Below are 24,685 nucleotides of genomic sequence, written 5' to 3'. Positions count from 1 at the left end.
GGGGTGGTCTCGACGGCCGCGCGGAGTCGGCCTCGAACCTTTTTTCTCGTCGCCCGCGGAACGCGAGCCCATGGCAACGCAACCGCACCTGCTGGTCGAGGAGGGAGACCTGACGGACGTCGCGCTCATCCCGGGCGATCCGGGGCGAGTCGATCGGATCGCCGATCACTGCGACGAGGCCGAGACCGTCGCCGAGAACCGCGAGTACAAGATCGTCAACGCCACCTACGGCGACCGCGAGCTGACGATCTGCTCGACGGGGATCGGCTGTCCCTCCGCGGCGATCGCCGTCGAGGAGCTGGCCAACGTCGGCGTCGAGACGTTCATCCGCGTCGGCACGACGGGCGCGCTCCAGTCCGACATCGAGATCGGCGACATGATCGTCGCGACCGGGGCCGCGAAAAACGAGGGGACCTCGAAGCGCTACGAGGATGCCGAGTACCCCGCCGTCCCCGATTACGACGTGCTCTCCTCGCTGGTCGAGTCGGCCGAAGCGAACGGCGAAGACGTTCACGTCGGCCCGATCGTCTCCGACGACGCCTACTACGCCGAGACCGACGACCACGTCGCCGACTGGGAGGACGCGGGCCTGCTCTGCGTCGAGATGGAGGCCGCCGCGGTCTTCACGCTGGCCCGTCGGCGCGGGCTCAACGCGGGCGCGATCTGTACCGTCGACGGCAACCTCGTCGAGGGCACCCAGAAGGGAACCGACACCGAGGACGACGAACTCCCCGAGAAAGCGAAAAACAACGTGGGGCGAGCGATCGACATCGCGCTCGAGGCGACGACGGAGCTGTAGTCGGTACCGATCGCGACGGCTTTCGGCTCCCGATATCGGCCTTTCGACTCCAGCCACCGAACCGACGACCGCCGGCGAAAACGCTACTCCGACGGGCGTCGTACGGACCGTATGGCAGACACGTCGTTCGAACTCGAGCGCGCCTACGACCGAGGGGATCTGGCCGCCGTCTTCCGCGAGTTCGCGGACGCCCTCGAGGCCGAGACCGCGGTCGAACTGCACACGCCGGAACGACACCTCCGCGTCGACGTCCCCCCGCGAGTCGTCGCCGAACTCGAGGTCGAACACGAGGACGCGGTAACGGAACTCGAGTTCGACCTCGAGTGGGACGACCCCGAGGGGACCAGCGTTCGCGTCTCGGACGCCGAACCGGAGGGCGACCCGGAGACCGACGACGCCGGAACGGAGGCCGATCCGGCGGCAGCGACGATGCCGCCCGAGGCAGTCGCCGGGGACGCAACGTCGGACGCGGCCGACGGGGAGCGTACGGACCCGACGACGCCGGAATCCGAGCGACGGAGTCGCTTCGAGATCTACCGGGACCGGGCCGACGAGTGGCGCTGGCGGCTGGTTCACTGGAACGGGAACATCATCGCCGATGGCGGCGAGGGGTACGCCTCCCGGTCGAACGCCGAACGGGCGGCGCGGGGCGTCATGCGGAACGCGCCGACCGCGCGGATCGAACGCCGGGACGAGGACGCGTAGGGGCGGCCCCGCGTCCCCGATCCGGAGCCGAAGGCGCGGCGATCAGTCGTCGACGAGCTCCTCGAGCTCGAGGCGGTCGCGACTGGCGGGGCGTTCGTACTCGAGCGAGGGCGACGCTTCCTCCGGGATCGCGTCGTACGTCCGCAGGAAGGCGAGAACGCCCCGTCCGCCGCCGAAGTCGCCGCGGTACCGACGGAAGAGCCGCGGCACGGTTGCGCGGTCGTCCTCGGGGTCGTAGCTGACGGTTTCCTCGAGGTACCAGCGGATCGCGATGTCGAGGTCCTCGTCGACGTCGGTCCCCGAGTAGACGGCGATCGGCGGACAGCGGTCGCCGCCGCGGCTCAGCGCGAAGTGGATCCGGGGATCGCACTCGGCGAGCCGAAATCGGCGCTCGAACCGCGACGGGAACGGCCGCGGCACGTACCCGAGGCCCCAGGGGTGTTTCGACCGCCGAAGCATGCCGTGTTGAATGTCGTTGAGGCTCAGCCAGACGCCGCCAACGGGGATCCGATCCCGGGCGAAGAACCGCCAGCGGTCGACGGGGCCGCCCTCGAGGAGCTCGGGTGACTCCTCGAGGAGCAACTGGGCGTAGGCATTGTAACAGTTGAGCCAGAACGCGAGCCGTCGCTCGCGACTCGAGAGCGCTCGCTCGAGCCGGGACCGCTCGAGCGTCGCCAGGCGCGTTCGCAACCCCTCGGGGTCGCCCTCGGTCTTGACCGTGTAAAGAAGATCGGCGGATAGCGAGAGGGGATCGAGCTGGGTCGACATCCGGGTGTGGCTTGGCGAAGCAGCTTCTTGAAGCCGTGTTGCGACTGGCTACGACACTCCGTCCTCGGAATATGTCGGGTTCGGATTTATCGTTCCGACGAGTGATACACGAACCGTGAATCGTAGCAAGGGGTATCTCCTCGTTCTCGTCACGTTGTTCGCGTTCCTCAGCTGGCAGCTCATCGCGCCGTTTCTCCAGTACGTGCTCCTGGCGGTGTTGCTCGGGTTCGTCCTCTTTCCGCTCCAGGAGCGCCTCGAGAAGCGGGTCTCGCCGACGATCGCCGCGTTCTCGCTGATCCTGCTGGCGATCGTGGGCTTTATCGTCCCGTTCGCCCTCGTCGTCGCGGTGGCGGCCGGGGACGCGACGGCGATCGTCCAGAACGTCGACCAGGAGTCGCTGCAACTCTCCGTGGTCGAGAGCTGGATCGCGGAGCAGACAGGGATGAACGTCGACCTCGCCTCGCGGCTCTCGGACGCCGCACAGCAGGCCGGATCGGTCGCCCTCGAGCAGGCGACGACGTGGTTCGGCACGGTCACCCACGCGCTGGTCGGGTTCGGACTGGCGCTGTTCCTGCTGTACTACTTCCTCAGGGACGGGACGAAGCTGCTGGACTGGATTCGGAGCGTGACGCCGCTACCGGCCGACGTGCAGGACGACCTCTACCGCGAGCTCGACGAGGTCATGTGGGCAGTGCTGGCCGGCCACGTGCTGATCGCGATGATCCAGGGCGCCATCGCCGGGATCGGACTGTTCGCGGTCGGCATCCCGAACGCCGCCTTCTGGACGTTCATCATGATCGTGCTCGGGCTGATCCCGCTGATCGGGACGTTTCTGGTCTGGGGGCCCGCCGTCGGCTACCTCCTCGTGACCGGCGAGCCGATCCTGGCCGTGGCGCTGCTCGTCTACAGCACGGTCATCGTCGGCATCTCCGACGACTACCTTCGGCCCGTCGTCGTCGACCGCTACGCCGAGATCAGCCCCGCCGTGATCCTGATCGGGGTCCTCGGCGGCGTCTACGCGTTCGGCGTCATGGGGCTGTTCTTCGGCCCGGTCGTCGTCGGCGCGTTCATCGCCGTCGTCGAGGTCGTCGACGACAACTACGAGCGACTCGAGGAGTCGGACCCGACGTAGACGACGTCGACACCTCGGTCGGAGCCCGAACGGCGTCGGCAAGCCCGTGTCGAACGCGCTACCGGTCCCCGCCCCGAAGGACTCTGTACCCCGCGTACGCGAGCCCGACGAGCCCGACCCCGAGCGTCGCCGTTCCGGGCGTGCGTCCGTGCTGTCGCAGCCTGGTGTAGAGACTCGACTCCGCGACGTACCCCTCGTAGTCGCCGCGTTCCTCGAGGTTGCCGGCGGGCTCCTCGAGTCCGCTCTCGGCGTCCGGCCGCCGCGGCTCGTCCGTGCGCTGCTGGGGGCCGAAGACGGCCTTCATCAGCGTATCCATCAGCTCCGGCGCGTACGTCCCGAGCAGCGTGAACCCCTTCCCCCCGCCGCCGACGGTGACCTCCCGCTGGGGGTGTTCCGCGGCGTGGAGAATCGCCCGCGCGACCGCGTCGGGCGCGTACACCGGCGCCGGTATCGTCGCCGCCTCGTCCATGTAGTTTTCGGCGTGTTGCGGATAGGGCGTGTCGATCGCGGCCGGCTTGACCAGCGTCACGTTCACGGGCCTGTCCGCGTCCTCGAGTTCCATCCGCAGGGCGTCGGTGAAGGCCTTGACCGAGTGTTTCGACGCCGAGTAGCTGCCCTGGAGGGTAATCGACCGATCGGAGACGATGCTGCCGACGTTGATTATCGTCCCGCCCGCTTCGAGGACATCGAGGGCCTCGAGCGAGCCGTACAGCAGCCCCCAGACGTTGGTGTCGAACTGCTCGCGCATCCGTTCGACGGGAATCTCCTCGAGGCGGCCGTAGATCGAGACCGCGGCGCCGTTGATCCAGGTGTCGACGCCGCCGTACGTTTCCTCGGCAACGCGGGCGATCTCGCGGACGTCCTCGCGGTCGCCGACGTCGGCGACGACGTACGTCGCGTCGCCGCCGTCGCTCTCGATTTCAGCGACGGCCTCGCGCAGGGCGTCCTCGCTGCGGGCCGCCAGGACGACCCGCGCGCCCCGCTCGGCAGCCGTCCGCGCGGTCGTCAGCCCGATCCCCGAGGACGCGCCGGTGATCACGATCACCTGCTCCTCGAGCGGTTTCGGTTCGGTCTCGGTCTCTCGTCCGCCGGTGAGTCGTCGAAGCATCGGTACCGTCCCAACGAGGACGATTGGTTTGCGCTCGAGGCCTGTATGCGCGTGCACGGCGTCGCTCGAGCGCCGCGTCGGGGACTGACGAGACCGACCCCGATCCGTCGGGCTTTTGGCTCGCGGGATCCGAACGGTGGTAACGACGATGGCCCGGTATCACATCGAGACGTACGGCTGCACGTCGAATCGCGGTGAGAGCCGCGAGATCGAGCGACGGCTCCGCGACGCGGGCCACCACCGGGTCGAGGGCCCCGACGAGGCCGACGTGGCCATTCTGAACACCTGCACGGTCGTCGAGAAGACCGAGCGCAACATGCTCCGACGGGCCGAGGAGCTGGCCGACGAGACCGCCGACCTCTACATCACGGGCTGTATGGCCCTGGCCCAGGGCGAGGAGTTCGCCGGTGCCGGCGTCGACGGCGAAGTGCTTCACTGGGACGAGGTACCCGAGGCGGTCACGAACGGCGAGTGTCCGACGACGACCCCCGACGCCGAGCCGATCCTGGACGGCGTCGTCGGCATCCTCCCGATCGCGCGGGGGTGTATGTCCGACTGCTCGTACTGTATCACCAAGCGCGCGACGGGCAAGATCGACTCCCCTTCGATCGAGGAGAACGTCCGCAAGGCCGAGGCCCTGCTCCACGCCGGGGCGAAGGAGATCCGCATCACCGGCCAGGACACCGGCGTCTACGGCTGGGACGAGGGCGAGCGCAAGCTCCACCGCCTGCTCGAGGAGATCTGTGCCCTCGAGGGGGACTTTCGGGTGCGCGTGGGGATGGCCAACCCGAAGGGCGTCCACGGCATCCGCGAGGAGCTCGCCGACGTCTTCGCCGCGAACGACGAGCTGTACGACTTCCTGCACGCACCCGTCCAGTCCGGTTCGGACGACGTGCTCGGCGACATGCGCCGCCAGCACCAGGTCTCCGAGTACCTCGAGGTGATCGAGACCTTCGACGAGGCGCTGGAGTACTGGACGCTGTCGACGGACTTCATCGTCGGCTTCCCGACGGAGACCGATCACGACCACGCCCAGTCGATGGCGCTGCTCCGGGAGACCCGCCCCGAGAAGGTAAACGTCACCCGCTTCTCGAAGCGCCCCGGTACCGACGCCGCCGAGATGAAGGGACTGGGCGGGACGATCAAGAAGGAGCGCTCGAAGGAGATGAGCGCGGCCAAGCGCGAGATCGTCGGCGAGGCCCACGAGGCGATGGTCGGCGAGGTCCGCGAGGATTGCCTGGTCGTCGAGGAGGGCACCGCCGAGTCGGTGAAGTGTCGGGACTCGGCGTACAGACAGCTCATCGTCCAGAACGCCGGCGACTACGGCCTCGAGCCGGGCGACTTCGTCGACCTCGAGGTCACCGCCCACGAGACGATGTACGCCTTCGGCGAGCCCGTCTGACCCGTCACCGACGCTTTTCCCGTCCCCGTCCGTACCCCCAGGCGATGCTCGAACTCTACCGACTCGAGGGCTGTCCGTACTGCGAAACCGTCGCCGACCGTCTCGAGGAACTCGATATCGACCACGAGAGCGTCTGGGTCGAGGCGCTCCACTCCGAGCGCGACGAGGTAAAGCGGGTCTCGGGCCAGCGCGGGGTTCCCGTCCTCGTCGACGAGCGCCGCGGCGTGACGATGGCCGAGTCCGAACGCATCCTGGAGTTCCTCGAGTCGACGTACGCCTGAACCGCGACCCAGGCGCCCGTCACTCGCTCTCGCCGTCGAACTCGTCGGGGTCCCGTCCGGGGTCCTCGACGTTCGGCGCGCCGACCGCGAGGACGATCCCCTCTCCGTCGCCGACGTTGCGGTGGCCGTGGCCGACCTCGGGTCTCGCCAGCCAGAACGCGCCGGCCTCGACCTCGCGGCGCTCGGTCTCGCCCGCACGACCGAGCGTTAGCTCGAACTCCCCCTCGAGGGCGAAGTACAGCTCCTCCTGCTCGGCGTGGGCGTGGTACCGGATCTCCTCGCCGGGCTCGAAGTACCAGAGCTTGAGCTGGACGTGCTCGCTCGGGAGGAAGTCGTCGATCGCCCGCATCTGCAGGTCCGAGGGCACCTCGTCGATCTCCGAGAGGTCGGTCAGCGGGACGTCGTCGGTGTGAACCACCTCGTACTCCATAGCGTGCCCGTTCGGGACGGGGAGGGGAAAAGCGTCCGGTCGACCGGTCCGGCTTGCTGGTTCTCCAGCGCGCGAGACCGACGGGCGAACCGGTGCGCTCGGTTACGGCTCGGGGTCGGCCGGAGTCGTCCTCGAGACGACGCCGATCTCGCCTGCGATCTCCTGGGGGCCCGTCCGTCCGAGATCGACGCCGGCATCCTCGAGGCGGGCGACGACCTCGCGGGCGTACTCCGAGCGGACGCGGCCGTAGGTCACGCGGTCCGGGTCGCCGATCCACAGCGAGGCGACGACCTCGACGGTCTCGTCGAGCTCCGTGATCCGGACGGTCGGCTCGGGTCGCTCGAGGACGTCCGGGTGATCCGCCGCGGCGTCCGCGAGGATCCGCGCGACGGCGTCGAGGTCGTCGTCGTAGTCGACCCGTACCGGAACCGTCAGGCGGAGCCGACCGTTGAGAACGATGTTCGTCACCGCGTTCGCAGTCAGCTCGGAGTTGGGAACCGCGATCACCTCGTCGTCGAAGGTGCGGACCCGGGTCGATCGGAACCGGATGTCCCTGATGACGCCCTCCCGGTCGTTCCAGCGGATCCAGTCGCCGATGTTGAACGTGGGATCGGTGACGATGAAGACGCCGCTGACCAGGTTCCCGACCACGTCCTGGGCCGCGAAGCCGAGCGCGACGGTCGCGCCGGCGACGAGGATCGCCATCCGATCGAGGAGGAACTCGAGGCCGGCCACCCAGAGCCCGACCGCGACCGCGACCGCGATCACGCCGGCGGCGGCGAGTCGCTCGATCCCCTCCTGGAGGGTGCGCTCGGTCCCCCGGTAGTCGAGCGCGAGCCCGAGCAGCGGCAGTCCGCCGAACCGCCCGCCGGCGTACACCAGCGCGAACGTCACCAGGAAGGTCCCGAAGTTGTCGAGCAGCGAGAGGTACGCGCCGAACAGTTCGTCGAGCGAGGTCAACCCCGGCACGGGGACGGGTTCGGTCCCGTCCCCGACAAGCGTTCGGCCGGCACTCGCGGCGACGGGACCTCGAGTGAGAGCCGTGTTACTCGACGACGACGGCGCCGCCGTCCTCGGGGACCGTGGCCCCCTCCTGGTCGGCGAAGGCCTCGCGGACGCGGTCGTAGGTGTCCTCGAGGGCCTCGACGATCACGGAGGTGTCGCCGATGACGGGCATGAAGTTGGTGTCGCCCTCCCAGCGCGGGACGACGTGGGTGTGGAGGTGGTCGTCGATCGATCCGCCCGCGCCGTCGCCCAGGTTGAGCCCGGCGTTGAACCCGTCGGGCTCGAGGGCCGTCTCGAGGGCGTCGAAGGTGCGTTGTTTCAGCCGGGCGTGATCGAGCAACTGTTCGTCGTCGAGGTCGCCGTACTCGCCGGTGTGCGCGTCGGGGATGACCATCGCGTGACCGGGGTTGTACGGGTAGTTGTTCAGCAGGACGAACGCGCGCTCGCTGCGTGCGACGACCAGGTTCTCCCGGTCGGCGTCGTCCTCGGTGAACGCACAGAACACGCAGCCGTCGTCGGGACGCTCCTCGTCGCGTCTGACCCACTCGATCCGCCACGGGGCGAACACTTGCCTCATACCGCAGTCCACTCGAGGGATCCCTATAGGCGGATCGGACGACGACGAGCGCCGTTCGAGCGTCGAACCACGGCCTCGCGGTTGTATGACGATCCCGGTCCGCGATAGCCGTTCGGACGAGTCCCGCGTCGGCGAGCGCCGTCGGGCGATCTCTGCGGCTCGTTCGGACTCGTTCATCGAATCCAACACATCAGCTTACTTTTCGAAACGATGCGGAGGTTTAAGATGTGCTGCGAGAATGGAAGCGTAATGGCAACGACAGACGACTCGTTCAACGGGCTGACCGAACACTGCCAGAACTGCGGCCTCGAGACGCCCCACGAAGTGACGGTCCAGCTCCGAACCGAGAGCCGCAAGGAGGAGAACGCGCAGTTCTCGCGTGAGCCCTACCGCGTCGCCGAGTGCAAGCGCTGTGGCGCGCGGACGAGCCAGCGGATGAACAACGCCTAGGCCGTCGTCACTTCGCAGCCGTCCTCGGTGACGATGACGGTGTGTTCTTTCTGACTCACCAGCTGGCCCTCGTCCTCCTTGAGCACCGGGTAGCCGTGGATGATGTCGTTGCGCTTGAGCCTGCGCAGCGCCATCTCCGGACGGCTCGTCTCGAGCCAGCGCGTCGCGAACGGGAGCGTCCGGAACTCCTCGGTAATCTGCTCGAGGGCCTTGCGAGCGTCCCGATTCCGGACCGACCCCTCCCGCTCGAGGGCGAAGATCTCCTCGCTGGCGCCCTCGGTGACCTTCCCGCCGCCGTCGGTCGCGAACGGCTCGATCGCGACGACGTCGCCGACCTCCAGGGTCGTCCCCTGGGAGACCGCCCGGTTCGGAATCGTCGGGCTGGTGTGTTGCTCCCAGTGGCCCAGCCCGTGGCCCGTGAGGTTGACGACCGGGTTGAAGCCGTAGCCGTCGATGACGTCTTCGATCTCCGCGCCGATCTCGCCGGTCTCGACGCCCGGTTCGATCACGTCGATCGCGGCCTCCAGCGCCTGTTCGGGTGCCTCGGCGAGCTCGGGATTGCCCGAGAGGTCGACGGTGATCGCGGTGTCGGCGAGCCAGCCGTCGACGTGGACGCCGATGTCGAGGTTGATCATCTCCTCGCCGAACGTCGACTCGTCGCCGATCTCGGGGGTCGCGTGGGCGGCCTCCTCGTCGATCGAGATGTTGACCGGAAACGCCGGGTTACCGCCGAGTTCCCGAATGCGATCCTCGGCGTACTCGGCGACCTCGAGGTGGCTCGCACCGACCTCGACGCGCTCTGCGGTCTCTGTGCGCACCTGCGAGAGGATCTCTCCGGCCTCGCGGAGCTTCTCGTACTTCTCGGACTCGAAGTCCACCTCGGATTCGGCCATGTAACGGAGTTGTACCGGTCGGCAAAAAGAGGTTCCGTCTCTCCCCGATTCAGGCCGATGAGGATCGAAGCGACGTTACGGACCGTTTCCCGACGAAACGGTCGCGGCCGTTTTCCCCGTCGAACGCCTCGGCTCGGGTGGCGTGAGAGACGCCAGTTTCGGGCACGGACGACGTGGCGCCTCGGGGCCGAGGTTCCCCGGCGGGGACGAGGACAGCCCCGAGGCGTTCACGCCGACCGATCGGTCGCCCGCGCCGTCTGCATCCCGTCGCTGTTGTAGGCCGATCCCAGCCGCCCCCGCGCGTCGATCGCGATGACGCCGGCAGTCGAACCGGTGAGTTCGGCGAACTCCTCGATCCCGAGCGCCGCGGCCGCGTCGGCGTCGAGGCCGCGTTCGACGTGGCCGGCGACCCGTCGCGAGAGGATCGTGCGCGCGATGTCCTCGCCGGCGCCGGTCGCGCTGACCGCCGCCGAGGGACAGCAGTAAAAGCCCGAGCCGACCTGCGGGACGTCGCCGACGCGGCCGGCGAGCGCGAGCCAGCGCCCGCCCGTCGAGGTCGCCGCGGCGAGGCGCTCGCCGTCGACGGCGACCGCGCCGACGGTGTCGTGATCCCGCGGAGCACCGTCCGTCGAACCTCGTCCGACGGTGTCGCGATCGGAGTCACCCGCGGTCGCGTCCGTCGTGCCCTTCCCGTCGCGCCCGTCGGGATCCGTCCGTCCGTACCGCTCGCGGATCCACTCGAGTTCGCTTCGCGGACCGCCGGAGGGCGGCTCGAGCTCGTCCCACCGCTCGCGCGTGCGCTCGACCCAGAGGTCGACGTCCGTCTCGATCCCGTAGGCGTCGGCCAGCGAGACGGCGTGCTCGCCCGAGACGAGGCCGTGGGGCGTCTCCGCCATCACGAGCCGGGCGACCTCGACGGCCCGCTCGACGCCGGGCATCGAACAGGCCGCCCCGACCGACCGATCGTCGGTCATGATCCCCGCGTCAGTGCGGATCTCGCCGTCGCTCTGGACGGCGCTGCCGACCCCCGCGTTGAACCGCGGCGAGGACTCGAGGACGCCGATCGCGGTCGTCACGGCCTCGGTCGGCGTCGATCGGTCGGCGCCGGTTTCGGCGGCTCGCTCGAGGACGGCCCGTCTCGCGTCGGGCGCTTTCGGCGCGGCGCCGGCGCCCCCGTGGACGAGTAGCTGCATACCCTCCGTTGGCGAGGCCACCGGGGTAACGGTTTCGCCGCGGAGAACCGCGCCGAGTCCGGGGTCCGGTGGCGATCGCGGGACGGCGCCGTCGCTGTTCGTCGCATACGGCTTCGACAGCCGACGAACGGATATATAACGATCGAAACTGTGTTTTAACGGTGTGAGGGGTCTACGGACGGATTCTTCCACGATTGGGATGAACCGCGCCCCCACCGCCGGAAATTCGACGCAACATCGGCGGAAATGGGAGGTCTTTTACCCTCATCGGAGCACGGTACAGACGAGATGAGTTACGACAAGATCGAGGTCCCCGAGGACGGGGAAAAGATCACGCTGAAGGAGGGAACCGAGGACGAACTCGAGGTCCCCGAGAACCCGATCATCCCGATTATCTACGGCGACGGCGTCGGCAGCGACGTCGGCCCCGCGGCCCAGCAGGTGCTCGAGGCCGCCGCGGAAGCGACCGGTCGCGAGATCAACTGGATGCGCGTCTACGCCGGCGAGTCCGCCCGCGAGAAGTACGACGAGAACCTCCCCAACGAGACCGTCGAGGCGATCAAGGAACACCGCGTCGCGATCAAGGGCCCGCTGACGACCCCCGTCGGCGCCGGCTTCCGCTCGCTGAACGTCGGGCTTCGCAAGCTGCTCGATCTCTACGCGAACGTCCGACCGACCTACCACCTCGACGGCGTCCCGTCGCCGGTCTCCGAGCCCGAGCAGATGGACATGGTCACCTTCCGTGAGAACACGGAGGACGTCTACGCCGGCATCGAGTGGGAGGCAGGCTCCGACGAGGTCGAGCAGGTCAAGGAGTTCGTCGAGGACGACATGGGCGAGGACGACGTCATCCACGACGGCCCCGTCGGTATCGGCGTCAAGCCGATCACGGAGTTCGGCACCAAGCGACTCGTCCGCCGCGCCATCGACTACGCCCTCGAGCACGACCGGGACTCGGTCACGCTGGTCCACAAGGGCAACATTATGAAGTTCACCGAGGGCCAGTTCCGCGACTGGGGCTACGAGGTCGCCGAGGAGGAGTACGGCGACGAGGTCATCACCGAGGACACCCTCTGGGAGGAGCAGGACGGCGAGGTCGACGACGACACGCTCGTCGTCAACGACCGCATCGCCGACAACATGCTCCAGCAGCTGCTGACCCGCACCGACCAGTACGACGTCATCGCGACGATGAACTTAAACGGGGACTACCTCTCCGACGCCGCCGGCGCCCAGATCGGCGGCCTCGGCATCGCGCCCGGCGCCAACTTCGGCGACGGCCGCCTGCTGGCCGAACCCGTCCACGGCTCCGCGCCCAAGTACGAGGGCCAGGACAAGGTCAACCCGACCGCGATGATCCTCTCGGGTCGCATGATGCTCGAGTACCTCGGCTGGACCGACGCCGCCGACCTCGTTCGCGACGCCGTCGAGGAGACCATCTCCTCGGGCAAAGTCACCTACGACCTCGAGCGCCAGCTCGAGGACGCCGAGAAACTCGCTACCAGCGAGTTCGCCGACGAGGTCGTCGACAACCTCGAGAAGCTGTCGTAGAGCGCTTTCGAGCAGTCGGAGCGCTTCGCCGAACCGATCGTATCGGGGCGCTCACCTGAACGGCGCTCCGGGGGATCGGAACGCGGCGCGTTCCGACGCCGACTGTTTCGGACCGTCTCTCGAACCGGGAGACGACCTCGAGCGAAGCGTTCTTGTATCGAATAGTTTCAGCTGACGAAACAATAGCAGCCGACAGCGGCGAGACGATTTCGGAGCGACCTGTCTGCACCCCCTGCTATCGTTCTCGGTATCGTCTCCAGTTTCTGCCGTATGCCGTCGATACGGGTCGATATCGACAGTATCTGTCCGAACTGAAACGTGCGGTGAATGGTTACTTATCCAGGTAGTAAGCCGATTCCATGAGTTAAACCATCGGTAACAGCTGGATTACAAAGTACCGCAGTAAGGTGCGCTGATTCGGGTGTGTAATGTTAGAAAATATATCTTACTCGGCGGATGCTGGCAGGCACTGCAGTTCGCGTGCGGACAAACGGATCGAAAGCGCCGTCCGCAACGTCGGTGGCTCTCCGACTGACTGTCGAACTCGTCGGTATTCGACCGGGGAGGTGCAGTAGAGTGCGCCGCCGCCGAGTTCTCATCGCCGGCGTTCCGGCCGCAATCGGCGCGTACGGACTCACGGGACGAAGCGACGACGAATCGGACCGCGGTCGGCGAGAACGGGACTCGACCGAGCGTGGCCACGGCACCGGTTCGGGGCCGTCCGACGAAGACGGCCCCGGCGAAGATGATCCAGACGAGACGGAGGGGAGCAACGAGCCCGGTCGCGAGGAAGGGGAGGAGTCGGTACTCGAGGACAGCGAGGGGATGGTCGTGTTCACCTACGACGACAGCCCGCTCGAGGACTACACGCTCACCTACGAGGTCCACCGGGAGTACGGCGTTCCCGGCTGTACGGCGGCCTGCCCCGGCCACATGGAGGAGCGAAACGGGTACCTCGATCCCGCCCAGCTCCGGGAGATGCAGGACGACGGCTGGGGAGTCCTATCGCACACCTACCGCCACCGCGCGCTCGGCCACATCGGCCTGACCGAGCCCGCCCGCAAGGGCGACGACCGCATCTACGTCCAGGTGAACCGTCACGGAGCCATCGAGGACGACCCGCTCGTGATCTTCGACGAGGAAACCGAGACCACCGCCACCGCCGTCGGCCGGGGTAGCGACTCGAGCGGGGAGTACGTCGAACTCGCGGAACCGATCGCCGAGACCGTCGGCCAGTCGGGGTATGTCAGATATCCCGGGTCGTTCATGCGCGAGGTCCTCGAGCGAACGGACGACCGCCTCGAGTCGTGGGGGCTGGAGGTGACGGGCTTCGTCTATCCGTACGGACGGTCCGAGGGTCTCGCCGAGGAGATCGTCCGCGAGCGCTATCCCGCGGTCGCGAACCACCGCTACGGCCGGGGTCACAACGAGCTGGCAGGGCTGGATCCGACGGCGATGCATCGGATGTACGTCGAGACCGACACGGCTACCGAGGACGACGTCGACGCGTTCATGGAAACCGCCGTCGAGAAGGACGTTCTCGCGATCGTCGGCGGTCACTCCCAGTACGACACCCTCACCGAGGATCGGCTTCGCTACACCATCGAGGCCGCCCTCGAGCACGACCTCGCGATCGTGACGATCGAGGAGGCCCTCGCGAGGCTGGAGGCGCTGTAGCCGCTCGGCGATCGTCGGCCGCGAGCCGTCGAAGCGTCCGTACCGTAACGCTCTCGAGTCGCGTCGCCGTACCTGCCGCCCATGATCGAGACCCGCGTCGTCGAGTCCGACGCCGAGCGCGAGGACGCCCTCGCCGTTCGCCACGCGGTGTTCGTCGAGGAACAGGGCGTCGACGAGGACCTCGAGTACGACGACCACGACTCCGAGGCCGTCCACGTCGTCGCCTACGACGGGAACGAGCCCGTCGGGGCCGCGCGGCTGCGCGAACTCGAGGACGGCGTCGGCAAGGTCGAGCGCGTGGCCGTCCTCGAACCGCGACGCGGCGAGGGGATCGGTCGGGAGCTGATGGCCCGTCTCGAGGAACGGGCGCGAGCGGACGGCTTCGACGAACTGAAACTCCACTCCCAGACGCACGCGGCCGACTTCTACGGGGATCTGGAGTACGACCGATACGGCGAGCCGTTCGAGGAGGCCGGCATTCCCCACGTGCGGATGCGGAAAGAGCTGTAACTGCGAGCGGCCCCATCGCTACCCCGAACGGGCGCGGAGCCGACCTCGAACCGCGGTCCCGACGAGCCCGAGGATCGCCAGCGACATCGCCGCGGCGAAGGCGACGACGAACAGCGCGGTCGGGTCGCCCGCGGACGCCGCCGGCAGCTCCTCGAGGACGAACTCGACCGCCAGTACGACCGCGACCGCAAAGAGGGCGAGCCCGCCGACATTCTCGAGGAGCGAGTTCGTCTCGCCGACGGCGTCGCGATCGTTCAGCAAGACGAGGATGGCTGCGAGCGCGAAGGGGGTCCCGACGAGACCGAAGGCGAGCACGAGCACGAGCAGTTCGAAGAAAGCGCCCTCGAGGAACGCGCCGACTGCCGAGGCGAGCGCGACGGCGACGAGCGCACCCCGGTAGCGCGGGTCGTCGACGGACTGTTCCCAGCCGAACTTGTCGGCCAGCAGGTACGGCGGGACGATCGTGTTCCCGCCTAGCGTCGAGACCGCCGCGCCCCACAGCCCCAGCAGGAACAGCCAGGTCGCGTGTTCGCCCGCGATCGGGCCAAGCGCCCGCGCGGCCTGAATCTCGTCGATCGTCGCGGGGTCGGCGACCCCCGGCAGCACGCTCGCCGCGACCAGAAAGATCGCGAGGCTGAAGATCCCGAAGGCGACGAGCATCGAGCTGACGACGTCGAACCGGGCGATCCCGCGGTCGCGCTCGGTCCACCCTCGAGCGCGCATCGTGTAACTCTGCATCGTCAGCAGCGTGATGTGGACCGCACCGCCCAGCACCCCCGCGGCGACGACCGCCCCGCCAACGTCGGCCGGCATCGAGGGAACCAGTCCGGCCGCGGCCTCGATCGGGTCGATCGGGACGACGAAGGCCGAGGCGACGAACGCGAGCACCACGAGCGAGACGAGCAGCTTCGCGCCGAGTTCCGCAACACGGTAGCCCCCGCCCGCGAGCCCCAGCGCGAGGACGAGCGCCCAGGCGACGCCCCAGAGTCGTGGATCGGCCAGGGCGGCGACGCCCGCCGTGCCGACGATCGTCGCGCTGACCTCAGCCAGCGTCTTCATGATTACCAGCTGTGCGAGCCCGGCCGCGAGGACGGCGTCGATCACGAGCACCCAGGCCCAGCCGGAGCCCAGGCGGTCCTCGACGACGGCGACGATCCCCGCCTCGGTGAGCAGCCCCAGTCGCATCGCGAGGTACTGGCCGACGGTCCCCAGGATCGCCGAGAGGACGACGACCCACAGCAGCGTGTAGCCGAAGCTCGCGCCCGCGACGAGCAGGCTGACCATCGTCGCCGGCCCCGCGGCGATCGCGCCCGCGAGCCAGGTCGGCCCCAGTCGCTCGAGGTAGCCGATCACGCGTCCGATTCCCCACCGATCCGACGATCGCGTCTCCGTTCCCATCGGTCTTCCTTGCGCTGAGAGGGATAAAACTCCGTGGTATTCGTCGGTGGATGGCCGGCAGGCAACGGGACGGTCGCGTCGTTAGTCCTGCCAGGTCGGGTTCTCGCGGGGTGGGCTGAAGATGTCGACGCCCCGAACTGTCTCGTCGCCGCGGTTCTCGGCGGCGTGGGCCTGCTCGCCCGGAATCGCGTAGGCGTCGCCCGGCCCGCAGACGATCTCCTCGTCCTGGATCCGGAAGGTCAGTTCGCCCTCGTAGATGAATCCGGTCTGCTCGTGGGGGTGGCTGTGCTCCTCGACGGTCGCGCCGGACTCGACCTCGAAGTGCTGGACGTTCATCTCCTCGGCGCCGGCCATCAGCGCGAGGTGGACGCCGTCGGCCGCTTCCGAGGTCTCGAGGTCGGACAGGGAAACGCGTTCCATACGTTCCGAGAGGCGAGGGCGGTGCTAATAGTACTACGCCTCAACGACCACTTTCGCTCCGCGTGCCGAACCTTGAACTACGGGGCCGTCCCACCTCGAGCTAGCATGTACGCCGTCGTCGGCTGCAGCGAGTGCTCGCACCTCTGGATGATCGAGGGCCGCTCCGAGACCACGCAGTGTCCCCGCTGTGGCTCACGGAAGGCCTACGAGCGGCGCAAGAAGTTCGTCGAGACCGACGACGCCGACCACGCCCGCGACGTCCGCGCCTCGATGCTCGCGAACCGCCAGGGGGAGGGCGAGGCCTTCGCGAAGCTGGATTCCTTTTCCGAACTCGAGCGCGATGTCGCCGACGGCGTCGTCGACGACGAGACCTACCTCGAGGAGTCGGGACTCGACGCGGACGAACTCGCGGCCGCGGGCGAGCGCGATCCCCGAGGAACGACGAACAGCGGCAGCAAGAAGGAGATCGTCGAGCGCGCGCTCGCGGAGCTCGAACGCCCGACCGCCGAGGAGGTCGCCGACTACGCGGGCGAGCACGGCGTGTCTGCCGAGTACGTTCGGGACGCGCTCGAGAAGCTCACGAGGCGCGGCGAGGTCAGCGAGAGCCGCGGGCGGTACCGACGTCTCTGAGTGCAGTGTGCGGGGTACCCGTCGCTCACCGCCAGGACGGCTCCGTCGCGGTCGCGACGGTCCGGACTCGAGAGCGATCGCTGCCGCGATAGTCCGTCCCGCCCGCTGATTGTCGCCTCAGGGGCCACCGCCGACCGTCCTGACCGTTCCCGAGAGGAGTTCGACGACCTCGCCGAAGTCGTCGGGATCGACGGCGACGATGTACTGGCAACCCGGCTCGAGGACGGTCTCGGCTCCGGCGACGGTGCTCGCGTCGGCGTCGGTGATGACGAGACAGCCGTCGGGGAGGGGTGCGTCGGCGAGGGTCTCTCCGGCCAGCGGGGCGTCGGTCCCTACCTCTACCCGAACGATCTCGATATCGCCGGTCACGGCGTTGAACACGCGGGGCGCGTTGCCGACGATCTCGTTCGCGATGAGCCGCGCGCCGGCCGCCTCGGGGTAGACGACGCTGTCGACTAACTCGCCGTACTCGTGTCTGGACTCGGTGTCGGTCCGCAACACCGTGTAGATCGACTCGTTCATCCGCCGGGCGGCCAGACAGACTGCCAGGTTCGTCGCGCCGTCCTCGGTGAGCGCGGCGATCACGTCGCTGGCTTCCGGGTCGGCCTCCCGGAGCACGGGCGGTAACGTCGCGTCGGCCTCGATCACGGTCGGAAAGTGGTCGTCGATCTCCGCACAGCGGGACGGGTCCCGCTCGATCACGACCACCTCGTGGCCGTAGCCGTCGAGCAGCCGGCCCGCGCGGTAGCCGACGCGTCCACCGCCGACGATGATCACGCGCAACGGATCTGTAGCCATGCGATCCACCTCACCTCACGTTCGCGTTCCGCTCTATTAGTGGTGTGGTATCATATACCAACCTCCGAGCATCTTATCGGACGCGAACCGACCGTCTCGCCACCGTCGCTTCGATCGGACGGTTCGGACGCCGAGGCTACCGTCCGAGGTCCTCGTGGGCGCTCGCGAGGTGATTCGACGCCAGCGCCGCGAGCAGGGAGAGCTCGCCCGCCAGCGCGGCGACGGCGATGATCTCGGCCAGGGCGTCGGCGTTCGAGCCCGCGGGATCGCCCCCGCCCCGGAGCCCGAGGACGTCGAGGGCCTCCGACTGGGTGGGCAGCTTGGTTCCCCCGCCAACGGTGCCGACCTCGAGGGAGGCCAGCGAGACGGAGGCGTAGAGGTCGGCGGCGCCGTCCTCCGCGTTCCGGGCGTCCATCGTCGTGATCGCGTTCGCGCCCTCGACGACCTGGGCCTCGTCCTGTCCCGTCGCGAGGAACGCGGCGCCGACGACGTTGGCGGCGTGGGCGTTAAAGCCCAGGCTGCCGGCCTTGGCGCTGCCCACGAGGTTCTTTCGGGTGTTGGCCTCGACGATGGCCTCGGCGGTGGTGTGGAGACGGTCTTCGACGAGGTCGCCGGGAATTACGACGTCCGCCGTCACGGAGCGCCCCCGCCCCTCGACGGCGTTGATCGCGGCGGGCTTCTTATCGGAGCAGAGGTTCCCCGAGAGCGCGACCAGCGAGGCCGGCGTCTCGCTCTCGACGACCTCGCAGGCCGCCTCGGTTGCGATCGTGGCCATGTTCATCCCCATCGCGTCCTTCGTGTCGTAGGCGAATCGCAGGTAGACCGAGTCGCCGACGACGTACGGTTCGATTCCCAGGAGCTCGCCGTGACTCGTCGTGGACTCCGCCGCATCGCGAAGCGCCTCGAGGTTGTCCTCGACCCACTCGACGGTCTCGGCAGCCTCGGCGACGCCGTCGACCCGAAACACGGGGGCGCGGGTCATCCCGTTTTTCGTGACGCGGGCGTCGGCGCCGCCCGCCGAGCGGATCGCCGAGAGGCCGCGGTTGACCGACGCCAGCAAGGCACCCTCGGTGGTCGCCAGCGGCAGGTAGCGCTCGCCGTCGACGGCCCCCCCCGAGACGGCGACGGGGCCGACGACGCCCAGCGGCACCTGGGCCGCGCCGATCATGTTCTCGATGTTCGGCTCCGCTCGTTCGGCCGGGAACGCGTAGTCGCCGACCGCCTCGAGGTCGGCGTCGGTCTCGCGCTCGAGGAGCAGGCGGCGGGCCTCCGCTGCGGCGTCGAAGTCGGCCTCGTCCTCGAGTTCGTGGATGCGAAGCTCCCCCTCCTGGACCCTGTCGGCGAGAGACGCGGGATCTGTCATGGTGGGGCCAACACGCGGCCCGGTCCTAAGGATTGCTGATCGACTCGACTACGGCCGGGACGCGGCGTCGCCGCTGGCGTCGTCGTTCCCGATCGATTCCCGGTAGGCCGCCCGGATCTCGCGCCGGCAGACGACCAGCAGCGCGATCCCCGCGGCGCCGAACAGGAGCAGCGACGGCGTTCCGGTCGGGGCCACGACGAACCCGATCGCGAACAGCCCCGCGAGGACGGCGGCGACCCCGAGCCTGGTCCGGGGCGCGACCTCGTCGTCGGTTCGCGCGAGGTACAGCTGCGGGAGGACGATCGCGACGGCGAACGCGAGCGCGGCGAGCGGGCCGTCGCCGACCGGGACGCCGAACGTTCCCTCGAGGACGGAGAGTCCGGCGAGGACGAGCACGAACAGCCCGAACGCGGCCAGGATCGCCCGGTTCTCTCGGCTCGACATGCGAGCGTCTTCGCTCCCGGGCCACTACTAGTTTCTGGCCTGATACGACGGGATTCGCGGGACGGCCGCGAGACGACGACCACTACCGTTTTCGTCCTCGCGTGTGGGATCTTACCCATGACCGAGGCCGCAGATCTGGTGGTGACGAACGCGCGGATATACACGCTCGCGGGCGAGAGCGACGGGGAACCCGACCCCGAGGAGGCCCTGGCCGTCCGGGACGGCGAGGTCGTCCGCGTCGGCGACGCGTACGAGATCGAGTTCCTCGAGGGCGTCGAGACCGAGCGAATCGACTGCGAGGGTCGGGTCGTCCTCCCGGGCTTTATCGACGCCCACACCCACGTCGAGAACGCGGGCCGGTACCTGGTTCACGCCGACCTCTCGGGCGCCGACGACGCCGCGGCGTGTCTCGGGCGCCTCGCCGAGCGAGAAGCGGAGACCAAGTCGGGATGGGTACAGGGCTTCGGCTACGACGAGAGCGAGTGGGACGGCGACGGAGCGTACCTCACCCGCGAACAGCTCGATCGGGTGAGCGAGAACCGCCCCGTCGTCGCCCTGCGGGTCGACATGCACGCCGCGTCGCTGAACTCGGTCGCCCTCGAGGAACTCGCCGACGAACTCCCCGAGGGCGACGTCCGCCGCGAGGACGGCGAGCCGACCGGCGTCGTCATCGAGGACGCCGCAGAGCGGGTCCGCGAGCACATCGCCCCCGGCTACGACGAGACCCGGGAGCTGGTCGCGGCGGGCCTCGAGCGCGCGGCCGCGAAGGGCGTGACGGCCGTCCACGACATGGTTCGCAACTCCCGCTCGCCGCGGGTCTACCGCGACCTCGCGGCCGCGGGCGAGTTGCCGGTACGGGTGCGGATCAACTACTGGGCCGACCACCTCGAGAGCGCGGTCGAGGTCGGACTCGCGACGAACGCGGGCGGCGACCGGGTGCGGACGGGCGCGATCAAGACCTACACCGACGGCAGCATCGGCGCGCGGACGGCGAAGCTGTTCGAGCCATACGAGTCCGACGGGAGCGAGGCGGAGCCCGACCCGGAGGACGACGGGGAATGGGTCATCACGCCCGACGAACTCGAGGGCATCGTCGAGCGAGCCGACGGCGCGGGCTTTCAGGTGACCGCCCACGCCATCGGCGACGAGGCGATCGAGGAGGCCCTGTCGGCGCTCGAGGCGACCGACGATCCCGCAGGGTCGCGCCACCGAATCGAACACGTCGAGCTGGCGACCGACGACCAGCTCGAGCGACTCGCCGAATCGGGGATCGTCGCCTCGATGCAACCGAACTTCCACCAGTGGGCCGGGGACGGCGGGCTCTACGATCAGCGACTCGGCACCGAGCGTCGGAAGCGGACGAACCGCTTTCGGGACGTGCTCGAGCGCGGAATCGACCTCGCGTTCGGCTCCGATTGCATGCCGCTAGATCCCCTGCTGGGAATCGACTACGCCGTGAACGCGCCGACCGAAGCCCAGCGCCTCTCCGTCACCGAGGCGATCCGCGCCTACACCCGTGGCTCCGCTTACGCCGGGTTCGACGAGGACCGACTGGGAACGCTCGAGGTCGGCAAACGGGCCGATATCGTCGTCCTCGAGGACTCGCCGTGGGCGCAGCCGGAGCGAATCGACGAGATCGACGTGGCGACGACGGTGGTCGACGGCGAGGTCGTCTTCGAGAACTGAGGGGGCCGGAACGCCTCACCTCGAGAGCCAGTACCGGTGGTGCTCTCTGTCGGCGATACTGCGCGTTGTTCTGAGCCCGACGGGACGACGCCGCGCGAGCTCGAGTGCGAGGCGGCACCGACGCTTTTGTCCCCGCCCGTCGTCGGGTCGCCCATGGACACGGGACTGCTGACGACGAGCACCGACGAGCTCGCGGAGGCCGACGTCGCCGTCCGCGCCGAGGAACTGGGATACGACGACGTCTGGCTGCCCGAGCTGTGGGGCGAGAGCGGCGTCGTCCGGGCGACCGAGATCGCGACCCGAACCAACGAGCTCGGGATCGCATCGGCGATTCTGAACGTCTACTCGCGCTCGCCGGCCGTCCTCGCGATGACCGCGGCCTCGCTGCAGCGGGTCTCGGACGGCCGGTTCACGCTCGGGGTCGGCACGAGCACGAGGAAGTCCGTCGAGGACCTCCACGGCGAGAGCTTCGACCGTCCCGTGCGTCGCGCCCACGAGACGATCGAACTCGTCCGCGCGTTCACCGCGGGGGAGGGACGGGTCGACTACGACGGCGAACTGCTCGCGGCGAGCGAGTTTCCCTCCCTCGAGGCGCCGACGCCGATCTACCACGCGGGACTGGGGCCGGTGAACCGACGGGTCGTCGGTCGGCTCGCCGACGGCTGGATCCCGCACAACATCCCCTTCTCGCGGCTCGAGGACGCCTTTGAGGAGGTCGCGGAGGCGGCCCGGGAACGGGACCGCGATCCCCAGGAGATCACGGTCGCGCCGTACGTCCCCGCGGCCGTCAGCGAGGACCTCGATGCGGCTCGAGACGCGATCCGCGGCCACCTCGCCTACTACGTCGGCAGCGGCGAGGGGTACCGACGGGCCGTCGGTTCGGCGTACCCCGACGAGGCGGCGCGGATCGCCGAGGCCTGGCGGGAGGGAGAACGGGGGGCAGCCGCGGACGCCGTCACCGACGAGATGATCGCCGACCTCGGTGTCGCGGGGACGCCCGCGGACGCCCGGGAGCGCCTCGAGTCCCTCGTCGCCGACACCGTCATCGACTACCCGATCGTCGTCGTCCCCGAGCCCGCCTCGAGCGCGGTGACGGAGCTGACGATCGAGACGCTCGCGCCCGATCGGTAGCGGACCGAAGGCGGGCCGTGACGGTCGGGAGAGAGCTTTCCCTCTCGAGTGTCTCCCTTCGAGCGTGACCGAGCCGATTCGAAACTGTCCGGACCACGGACCGTTCGCGACGGACGACGATCGGTGTCCTCGCTGCGGCGACGAGGGCGAGACGCTCCTTTCGGGAGATCGACGACGTCGCCTCTCGAAGTACGCGAGCGGCGCCCTGCGACACTTCCCCGAGGACGCCGGCCTCGAGCTCGACGAGCGGGGGTGGGCGAGCCTCGAGGCGCTGGTCGATGCCGTCGAACGGACGTACGACTGGGCGGGTGCCGAGCACGTCGCGGCCGTGATCGCGACCGATCCGAAGGGGCGGTTCGAACGAACTGGCAGTGACGGCGACGACGGGAGCGGCGACCGCGTCCGTGCGGCCTACGGCCACTCCGTCGACGTCGACCTCGAGCCGACCGACGCGCCCGTCCCCGACGAGCTCTACCACGGCACCGACCCGTCGAACCTCGCGTCGATCCGCGAGTCGGGCCTGCGGCCGATGTCCCGCCAGCACGTCCACCTCTCGGTGAGTCCCGAGGCCGCCCGCCGCGTCGGGCGTCGCCACGCGAGCGATCCCGTCGTCCTCGTCGTCGACGCCGCGGAGATGCTCGCGGACGGGCGTCGGATCGCGAAACGCGGCCGCGAGACGTACACGACGGACCGGGTACCGCCGGCGTACCTCGAGGGCGGCGACGAACCGGTCGGCGATCGCTGACGGCGAGCCGCGAGCGACGTTGCAGGTGCGGGTCGGTGGCTTATCCGCGCCACCGGGATAGGGTCGGGTATGACGGAGCTTCCCCTCGAACCCGACGCTGGCTGGAACACGCTCTACCTCGGCGGCGAGTGGGTCGATCCCGGCGACCGGGAGTCGATCGCCGTCGAGAACCCCTACACCCGCGAGCAGATCGCGAGCGTTCCCGCCGGCACGACCGACGACGTCGACCGGGCGTACGAGCGGGCCCGCGAGGCCCAGCGGTCCTGGACCGAGCAGCCGCCCCAGCGGCGGGCCGGACTGGTGACGGCCGCCCTCGAGTACGTCGGCGAGCACCGCGAGGCGATCACCGAGCTGCTCGCCGTCGAGTCCGGCAGCGCGCCCGTCAAGGCCGACGCCGAGATCCGGACCGCCCGCGGGATGATGCAGGAGGCGGCGAGTTTTCCGTTCCGGATGAAAGGCGAGCACGCGGAGTCGGTCACGCCGGGCAAGGAAAACGTCGTCGAGCGTCGACCCGTCGGCGTCGTCGGCGTCATCTCGCCGTGGAACTTCCCGCTGCACCTGTCGATGCGGGCCGTCGCGCCGGCGCTTGCCGCGGGCAACGGCGTCGTCCTCAAACCGGCCTCGAACACGCCGATCACCGGCGGCCTGTTGCTCGCGCGGATCTTCGAGGCGGCCGGCGTCCCCGAGGGACTGCTGAGCGTCGTCCCCGGCCGGGGCTCGGAAATCGGCGACGCGATCGCGGGTCACGACGTCCCCCGCGTCGTCGCCTTTACGGGGTCGACGCCGGTCGGCCAGGGCGTCGGCGAGCGGGCCGCGGGCAACAACGCGTTGCCGGCGCTGGAACTGGGCGGGAACAACGTCCACGTCGTCACCGAGCACGCCGACCTCGAGCGAGCCGTCGACGGCGGCGTCTTCGGCTCCTTCCTCCACCAGGGCCAGGCCTGCATCTCGATCAACCGCCACCTCGTCCACGAGTCGGTCTACGACGAGTACGTCGACGCACTGGCCGACCGGGCCGCGAGCCTGCCGACGGGCGACCCGACCGACGAGGAGACGATTATCGGGCCGATCATCGACGAGAGCCAGCGCGACGAGATCCTCGAGCTCGTCGCGGAGACCGTCGAGGCGGGCGCGACCCTCGAGGCGGGCGGCGAGACGGCCGCAATCGACGGCGTCGACGACTCGCTGATCGTCGAGCCGACAGTCCTCTCGGGGGTCGACAACGACGCGGCCGCCGCGTCCAACGAACACTTCGGCCCCGTCGCCCCCGTGATTCCGTACGCCGACGACGAGGAGGCGATCGAGCTGGCCAACGACACGATCCACGGCCTGTCGGGGTCGGTCCACGGCGAGGACCTCGAGCAGGCCCGGCGGATCGCCGACGGGATCGACACCGGGATGGTCCACATCAACGACCAGCCGATCAACGACGAGCCCCACGTCCCCTTCGGCGGGGTGAAACAGTCGGGGCTGGGACGGTACAACGGCGAGTCCATCCTCGAGGAGCTGACGACGACGAAGTGGGTCTCGATCCAGCGCGAGCCCCGGGAGTATCCCTTCTAGCGGGCGCTCGTCGGGGCGCCGTCGGC

Annotated in this window: 26 protein-coding genes; 14 read left to right on the top strand and 12 right to left on the bottom strand. The window is 69.1% G+C overall.

Annotation, left to right across the window (positions count from 1 at the left end):
- Positions 1–70 precede the first annotated feature (70 nt).
- Both GWG54_RS00490 and GWG54_RS00485 read left to right on the top strand, forming a co-directional pair.
- Entirely contained in the window at positions 71–799 is a 729-nt protein-coding gene (locus GWG54_RS00490) for a nucleoside phosphorylase (RefSeq protein WP_167935908.1), read from the top strand.
- 111 nt (positions 800–910) lie between these two features.
- Entirely contained in the window at positions 911–1,504 is a 594-nt protein-coding gene (locus tag GWG54_RS00485) for an amphi-Trp domain-containing protein (RefSeq protein ID WP_167935907.1), read from the top strand.
- Between the two features lie 42 nt (positions 1,505–1,546).
- On the opposite strand, the gene GWG54_RS00480 is transcribed toward GWG54_RS00485, so the two are convergent.
- The gene (locus GWG54_RS00480; RefSeq protein ID WP_167935906.1) at positions 1,547–2,272 is read right to left on the bottom strand and encodes a DUF547 domain-containing protein; all 726 of its coding nucleotides are present in this window, start codon (positions 2,270–2,272) and stop codon (positions 1,547–1,549) included.
- A 115-nt stretch (positions 2,273–2,387) separates the two neighbouring features.
- On the opposite strand from GWG54_RS00480, the gene GWG54_RS00475 reads away from it, so the two are divergent.
- Positions 2,388–3,404 (top strand): AI-2E family transporter, encoded by a 1,017-nt coding sequence (locus tag GWG54_RS00475; protein ID WP_167935905.1) that lies wholly within the window; start codon positions 2,388–2,390, stop codon positions 3,402–3,404.
- Positions 3,405–3,462: 58 nt separating this feature from the next.
- Here the strand turns inward: GWG54_RS00475 and GWG54_RS00470 are convergent, their stop codons facing one another.
- On the bottom strand, positions 3,463–4,512 hold the full coding sequence (locus GWG54_RS00470) for an SDR family oxidoreductase (RefSeq protein ID WP_167936083.1): 1,050 nt from the start codon (positions 4,510–4,512) through the stop codon (positions 3,463–3,465).
- Positions 4,513–4,660: 148 nt separating this feature from the next.
- On the opposite strand from GWG54_RS00470, the gene GWG54_RS00465 reads away from it, so the two are divergent.
- Together GWG54_RS00465 and GWG54_RS00460 are read left to right on the top strand one after the other, a co-directional pair.
- Complete coding sequence (locus GWG54_RS00465) at positions 4,661–5,914, top strand: tRNA (N(6)-L-threonylcarbamoyladenosine(37)-C(2))-methylthiotransferase (protein WP_167935904.1); 1,254 nt, start codon at positions 4,661–4,663, stop codon at positions 5,912–5,914.
- 44 nt (positions 5,915–5,958) lie between these two features.
- The gene (locus GWG54_RS00460) at positions 5,959–6,195 is read left to right on the top strand and encodes a glutathione S-transferase N-terminal domain-containing protein (protein WP_167935903.1); all 237 of its coding nucleotides are present in this window, start codon (positions 5,959–5,961) and stop codon (positions 6,193–6,195) included.
- Positions 6,196–6,214: 19 nt separating this feature from the next.
- Here GWG54_RS00460 and GWG54_RS00455 read toward each other — a convergent pair whose 3' ends face one another.
- The 3 genes from GWG54_RS00455 to GWG54_RS00445 all read right to left on the bottom strand — a co-directional run bounded on the left by GWG54_RS00455 (position 6,215) and on the right by GWG54_RS00445 (position 8,207).
- Complete coding sequence (locus GWG54_RS00455; protein WP_167935902.1) at positions 6,215–6,625, bottom strand: cupin domain-containing protein; 411 nt, start codon at positions 6,623–6,625, stop codon at positions 6,215–6,217.
- Between the two features lie 102 nt (positions 6,626–6,727).
- The gene (locus tag GWG54_RS00450) at positions 6,728–7,594 is read right to left on the bottom strand and encodes a mechanosensitive ion channel family protein (protein WP_167935901.1); all 867 of its coding nucleotides are present in this window, start codon (positions 7,592–7,594) and stop codon (positions 6,728–6,730) included.
- 76 nt (positions 7,595–7,670) lie between these two features.
- On the bottom strand, positions 7,671–8,207 hold the full coding sequence (locus tag GWG54_RS00445; RefSeq protein ID WP_167935900.1) for an HIT domain-containing protein: 537 nt from the start codon (positions 8,205–8,207) through the stop codon (positions 7,671–7,673).
- A 249-nt stretch (positions 8,208–8,456) separates the two neighbouring features.
- Between GWG54_RS00445 and GWG54_RS00440 the strand changes: the two genes are divergently transcribed.
- Complete coding sequence (locus GWG54_RS00440) at positions 8,457–8,657, top strand: hypothetical protein (RefSeq protein ID WP_167935899.1); 201 nt, start codon at positions 8,457–8,459, stop codon at positions 8,655–8,657.
- Here GWG54_RS00440 and map read toward each other — a convergent pair.
- Both map and GWG54_RS00430 read right to left on the bottom strand, forming a co-directional pair.
- Positions 8,654–9,550: a type II methionyl aminopeptidase gene (map, locus tag GWG54_RS00435; RefSeq protein WP_167935898.1), complete on the bottom strand. Its 897-nt coding sequence runs from the start codon at positions 9,548–9,550 to the stop codon at positions 8,654–8,656. The two genes, GWG54_RS00440 and map, sit on opposite strands and share 4 nt — an antisense overlap.
- 227 nt (positions 9,551–9,777) lie before the next feature.
- On the bottom strand, positions 9,778–10,743 hold the full coding sequence (locus GWG54_RS00430; protein WP_167935897.1) for an isoaspartyl peptidase/L-asparaginase: 966 nt from the start codon (positions 10,741–10,743) through the stop codon (positions 9,778–9,780).
- A 288-nt stretch (positions 10,744–11,031) separates the two neighbouring features.
- On the opposite strand from GWG54_RS00430, the gene icd reads away from it, so the two are divergent.
- The 3 genes from icd to GWG54_RS00415 all read left to right on the top strand — a co-directional run bounded on the left by icd (position 11,032) and on the right by GWG54_RS00415 (position 14,481).
- On the top strand, positions 11,032–12,294 hold the full coding sequence (icd, locus tag GWG54_RS00425; RefSeq protein ID WP_167935896.1) for an isocitrate dehydrogenase (NADP(+)): 1,263 nt from the start codon (positions 11,032–11,034) through the stop codon (positions 12,292–12,294).
- Between the two features lie 576 nt (positions 12,295–12,870).
- Positions 12,871–13,971 carry a polysaccharide deacetylase family protein gene (locus GWG54_RS00420; protein ID WP_312854240.1) on the top strand — a complete coding sequence of 367 codons (1,101 nt, stop codon included), beginning with the start codon at positions 12,871–12,873 and terminating at the stop codon, positions 13,969–13,971.
- A gap of 81 nt (positions 13,972–14,052) precedes the next feature.
- Positions 14,053–14,481: a GNAT family N-acetyltransferase gene (locus GWG54_RS00415; protein ID WP_167935895.1), complete on the top strand. Its 429-nt coding sequence runs from the start codon at positions 14,053–14,055 to the stop codon at positions 14,479–14,481.
- Positions 14,482–14,499: 18 nt separating this feature from the next.
- Here the strand turns inward: GWG54_RS00415 and GWG54_RS00410 are convergent, their stop codons facing one another.
- Complete coding sequence (locus GWG54_RS00410; RefSeq protein ID WP_167935894.1) at positions 14,500–15,879, bottom strand: NRAMP family divalent metal transporter; 1,380 nt, start codon at positions 15,877–15,879, stop codon at positions 14,500–14,502.
- Positions 15,880–15,960: 81 nt separating this feature from the next.
- Entirely contained in the window at positions 15,961–16,299 is a 339-nt protein-coding gene (locus tag GWG54_RS00405) for a cupin domain-containing protein (RefSeq protein ID WP_167935893.1), read from the bottom strand.
- Between the two features lie 105 nt (positions 16,300–16,404).
- Between GWG54_RS00405 and GWG54_RS00400 the strand changes: the two genes are divergently transcribed.
- Entirely contained in the window at positions 16,405–16,929 is a 525-nt protein-coding gene (locus tag GWG54_RS00400; protein ID WP_167935892.1) for a DUF5817 domain-containing protein, read from the top strand.
- A 117-nt stretch (positions 16,930–17,046) separates the two neighbouring features.
- On the opposite strand, the gene GWG54_RS00395 is transcribed toward GWG54_RS00400, so the two are convergent.
- The 3 genes from GWG54_RS00395 to GWG54_RS00385 form a co-directional block, all read right to left on the bottom strand.
- A complete protein-coding gene (locus GWG54_RS00395; RefSeq protein ID WP_167935891.1) occupies positions 17,047–17,727 on the bottom strand; it encodes a TrkA family potassium uptake protein in 681 nt (226 codons plus the stop codon).
- A gap of 136 nt (positions 17,728–17,863) precedes the next feature.
- A complete protein-coding gene (gene hmgA, locus GWG54_RS00390) occupies positions 17,864–19,090 on the bottom strand; it encodes a hydroxymethylglutaryl-CoA reductase (NADPH) (protein ID WP_167935890.1) in 1,227 nt (408 codons plus the stop codon).
- Positions 19,091–19,138: 48 nt separating this feature from the next.
- Complete coding sequence (locus tag GWG54_RS00385; protein ID WP_167935889.1) at positions 19,139–19,534, bottom strand: hypothetical protein; 396 nt, start codon at positions 19,532–19,534, stop codon at positions 19,139–19,141.
- A 117-nt stretch (positions 19,535–19,651) separates the two neighbouring features.
- Here GWG54_RS00385 and GWG54_RS00380 point away from each other — a divergent pair, with 117 nt between their 5' ends.
- The 4 genes from GWG54_RS00380 to GWG54_RS00365 all read left to right on the top strand — a co-directional run bounded on the left by GWG54_RS00380 (position 19,652) and on the right by GWG54_RS00365 (position 24,659).
- Positions 19,652–21,220, top strand: coding sequence for an amidohydrolase (locus GWG54_RS00380; protein ID WP_167935888.1), 1,569 nt, complete (start codon positions 19,652–19,654; stop codon positions 21,218–21,220).
- Positions 21,221–21,373: 153 nt separating this feature from the next.
- Positions 21,374–22,351, top strand: a complete 978-nt coding sequence (locus tag GWG54_RS00375) for an LLM class flavin-dependent oxidoreductase (RefSeq protein WP_167935887.1) — start codon at positions 21,374–21,376, stop codon at positions 22,349–22,351.
- Between the two features lie 64 nt (positions 22,352–22,415).
- Positions 22,416–23,096, top strand: coding sequence for an RNA 2'-phosphotransferase (locus tag GWG54_RS00370; RefSeq protein ID WP_167935886.1), 681 nt, complete (start codon positions 22,416–22,418; stop codon positions 23,094–23,096).
- A 69-nt stretch (positions 23,097–23,165) separates the two neighbouring features.
- Positions 23,166–24,659: an aldehyde dehydrogenase family protein gene (locus GWG54_RS00365; protein WP_167935885.1), complete on the top strand. Its 1,494-nt coding sequence runs from the start codon at positions 23,166–23,168 to the stop codon at positions 24,657–24,659.
- Positions 24,660–24,685 lie beyond the last annotated feature (26 nt).

The sequence above is a fragment of the Natronococcus sp. JC468 genome (genome assembly GCF_012163165.1).
Classification (GTDB): Archaea; Halobacteriota; Halobacteria; order Halobacteriales; family Natrialbaceae; genus Natronococcus; species Natronococcus jeotgali.
This window is presented reverse-complemented; position numbering and strand designations above follow the sequence as displayed.